The sequence below is a fragment of the Bradyrhizobium sp. AT1 genome (assembly GCF_001590795.1).
Taxonomy (GTDB): domain Bacteria; phylum Pseudomonadota; class Alphaproteobacteria; order Rhizobiales; family Xanthobacteraceae; genus Bradyrhizobium.
Map to the genome: position 1 here is coordinate 6,811,764 of NZ_JXDL01000001.1, position 3,423 is coordinate 6,815,186.

Genomic DNA, 3,423 nt, shown 5'->3' on the forward strand with positions numbered 1-3,423 from the left:
GTCTCCGCAATGGGACTATCCCAAGAGGAGAAAGCCCTCACCCGCGCCTTTCGGCGCGACCTCTCCCGCAAGCGGGAGAGGTGAACCGGCCGCGGCAACTGATTCAACCCAAAGCCCGTCCCGCGCGTTCACGGCTCTTGGTGTCTTGACGGAGTGCCACAATCTCCGCTTGTCGGCTCAATTGATGAATGCTACATTATGTAGCATTACAGTGCGTAGCCTAAACCGGACACCCCGCCATGAGCAATTCCGCAAAGGCCGACGCCGTGCTGGCGCTGCATCGCTTCGGAGCCGGGCCGCGTCCAGGCTCGATCGCCGTCATTGGGAGCGACCCGCGCGGCGCGCTGATCGCCGAGCTGGACCGGCCGCTCGGCTTGAGTGCTGCCGCCAGCCTTCCCCCCAGCGCGAAGGCCTATCGCACCGTGGCCGATGCCAATGCCCGGCGAACGGCGCGCGCCAAGCAGGCGCAGCAGGCCAAGAAGCAGCAGATGGCCTCGGCCGATCAGGCTCAGGGGCAGCCGGAAGGCCAGGCGCAGGGCTACGCCCAGGAAAAGGACGCGGCCGAGATGGCGGCCAGGCAGGCCGCAGACGCCATTCCCGATCCCGGCCGTCCCATGTATTTGCAGGAAGCCAAGCTGCGCACGGAAGCCGCGCTCGCCGCCGAGATCGGCTTCGCCGAGCGGCTGGTGTGGTTCTGGTCCAACCATTTCTGCATCTCGGCCAACAAGATCCAGAGCATGTCCGGCGCCTATGAGCGCGAGGCGGTTCGCGCCAATGCACTCGGCCGGTTCGTCGATCTCCTGCTGGCCGTCGAAGGCCATCCGGCCATGCTGTTCTATCTCGACAATCTGGAATCGATGGGCGCCAACTCGACCGCCGGCATCAACCGCAACCGCGGCCTCAACGAGAACATCGCGCGCGAGATCATGGAGCTGCATACGCTCGGCGTGCGCACCGGCTACGCCCAGGACGACGTCATCAGCTTCGCCAACGTCATGACCGGCTGGACGCTGGTGCCGCCGGGCGCCGATCCCCAGCATGGCGGCGAGTTCACCTTCAATCCGCGGCTGCACGAGCCCGGCGGACAGACCGTGCTCGGCAAGCGTTACGAGCAGGACGACGTCGAGCAGGGCCGCGCCGTTTTGCGCGACCTCGCCGCGCATCCGGCGACCGCGACTCATGTCGCGACCAAGCTCGCGCGCCATTTCGTCGCCGACGAGCCGCCGCCGGTCCTGGTCGAACAGATGGCGAAATCCTTTCGCGACACCGAGGGCGATCTCAAGCAGGTCGCCATCGCGATGGTGTCGTCGGACGAGGCTTGGCGGGCCCCGCCGTCAAAACTCAAGCGGCCCAGCGAATGGGTCGTCGGCATGGTGCGCGCGATCGGCATCACCCAGGTCGATCCCGTGCTCTACACCGGCGGCCAGCAACTGCTCGGAGAGCCGTTGTGGCGTCCGTCCGCGCCAACGGGCTATCCCGATGACGAGGCGAGCTGGATCGACGGCGTCGGCCGGCGGCTCGACGTCGCCAACAATTTCGCCGAGCGCGTCTCCGGCATGGCCGATCCGCAGGCCATCATCGAGGACGTCTTCGCATCGCAGATCGCCTCAGAAGTGAAGCAGGCGGTCGGCCGCGCCGAGAGCCGGCAGCAGGCGCTGGCATTGCTGTTCATGTCGGCGGATTTTCAGAGGAGGTGAGCATGGGTCTCGTCAATCACCTGCCGACGCGGCGCGAGCTTCTGGCCGGATCCGGCGCGCTGTTCGCGTGGAGCCAGATGCCGCGGATCGCGCGCGCCGAAGGACGCGACCCGCGCCTGCTCGTCATCGTCCTGCGCGGCGCGCTCGACGGCCTCGGCGCCGTCGCGCCGGTCGGCGATCCCGACTGGATCTCCTTGCGCGGCGACCGCGCGCTGGTGCTGGACGGCAAGCCGCCGGCACTGCCGCTCGATGCCTTCTTCGCGCTCAATCCGGCCATGCCGAACCTGCACCGTCTCTACAAGAGCGGCAAGGCCGCGATCGTCCATGCCACGGCGACGCCCTATCGCGAGCGTTCGCATTTCGACGGGCAGGACGTGCTGGAGAGCGGCATGGCAAAGCCGGGCGTGACCGCGTCGGGTTGGCTCAACCGCGCGCTGCTCGCGCTGGAGTCGGGCGGGCGCGTCGACCCGCGCGGCAGCCGCGCGCTCGGCATCGGCTCGGTGACGCCGCTGGTGGTGCGCGGCTCCGCGCCTGTGATGACATGGGTGCCGCAGCGATTGCTGCCTGCGAGCGAGGACACGCAGCGCCGCCTGCTCGATCTCTATCAGCACACCGATCCGAAGCTTGCGACCGTGCTGCAGGCGCGCATGAAGCTGGCTTCGCTCGGTGGCGCACCGGGCACGGGCGATGCAATGTCTGAAGATCCGACTTTGGCGCCGCCGGGGATCGCGCGGGTGCGCGCCTATTTCGCCGAGGCCGCCGGCACCGCCGCGCGCTATCTCGCCAAGCCCGACGGTCCGCGCGTCGGCGCCATGGGCTTCGTCGGTTGGGACACGCATATCGCGGAAGGCGCAGCGTCGGGCCAGCTCTACAATTTGCTCGGCGCGCTCGACGGCGCCTTCGCCGCGATCGAGAGCAACATCGGCGATGCATGGCAGGAGACTGTGGTGGCCGTCGTCACCGAGTTCGGCCGCACGGCGCGCATCAACGGCACGCAAGGGACGGATCACGGCACCGGCACGGTCGCCTTCCTGATCGGCGGCGGTCTCGCCGGCGGCCGCGTCATCGCGGACTGGCCGGGCTTGAAGCCGACGCAGCTGCTCGAGGATCGCGACCTCAAGCCGACGACGGATCTTCGCGCCGTGTTGAAGGGCCTGCTGAGGGATCACCTGCGGGTTGAGGAGAAGGTTCTGGCCGAAACGGTCTTCCCCGGCAGCGCCGACATCAAACCGATGGGAGGCCTCGTCGGCTGACGGCGCCCTCGCAACCGGATCGGGTTCATGATGTGCACACCGACACAATTGGAGCTCGACTTTCTCGCCAGCCTGAAGACGGGCTGGCGGAGGCTCTATCGGCGCGAGCTCGCGCGGCTCCTGAAGGGCGATGCGGAGCCGGACGAGAGCCAGCCGCACGAGCGCCCCGTCATCTGGCGCGTCGTATCGAGCTGATTTCTCCGCCGGGCTGTATCGATTCAGGACAGGCCACTGTGGTGGAATCGTCACAGCTGACGCGAAACGGCGGCAGCCTCAGCCCCGCTTTTGTTCCGACAAGGTTCTGCCCTCATTCCCCACCGAAAATCGGACCGTTCGGAGGGGCGTACCATGTCTCGTATTGCACGTGCCGAAACTGCCCGGATTTCCTTCGCAACCTCGTGCCGGCTGCTGCTGGCCATCGCCGGCGCCGCCTCGCTCGCGGCCTGCGCGCAATCGCCGGTCGGCCGCCAAAA

General features: G+C 67.8%; 3 protein-coding genes and 1 pseudogene. All 4 read left to right on the forward strand.

What is annotated here, in order from left to right:
* The first annotated feature begins 239 nt into the window (after positions 1-239).
* Positions 240-1,697, forward strand: a complete 1,458-nt coding sequence (locus tag SE92_RS31600; RefSeq protein ID WP_063202372.1) for a DUF1800 domain-containing protein — start codon at positions 240-242, stop codon at positions 1,695-1,697.
* 2 nt (positions 1,698-1,699) lie between these two features.
* A complete protein-coding gene (locus tag SE92_RS31605) occupies positions 1,700-2,950 on the forward strand; it encodes a DUF1501 domain-containing protein (protein ID WP_063202374.1) in 1,251 nt (416 codons plus the stop codon).
* Between the two features lie 27 nt (positions 2,951-2,977).
* The gene (locus tag SE92_RS36875; protein ID WP_198172828.1) at positions 2,978-3,145 is read left to right on the forward strand and encodes a hypothetical protein; all 168 of its coding nucleotides are present in this window, start codon (positions 2,978-2,980) and stop codon (positions 3,143-3,145) included.
* Between the two features lie 153 nt (positions 3,146-3,298).
* Positions 3,299-3,423 (forward strand): annotated as a pseudogene (locus SE92_RS37485) (septal ring lytic transglycosylase RlpA family protein); the annotation flags it as partial.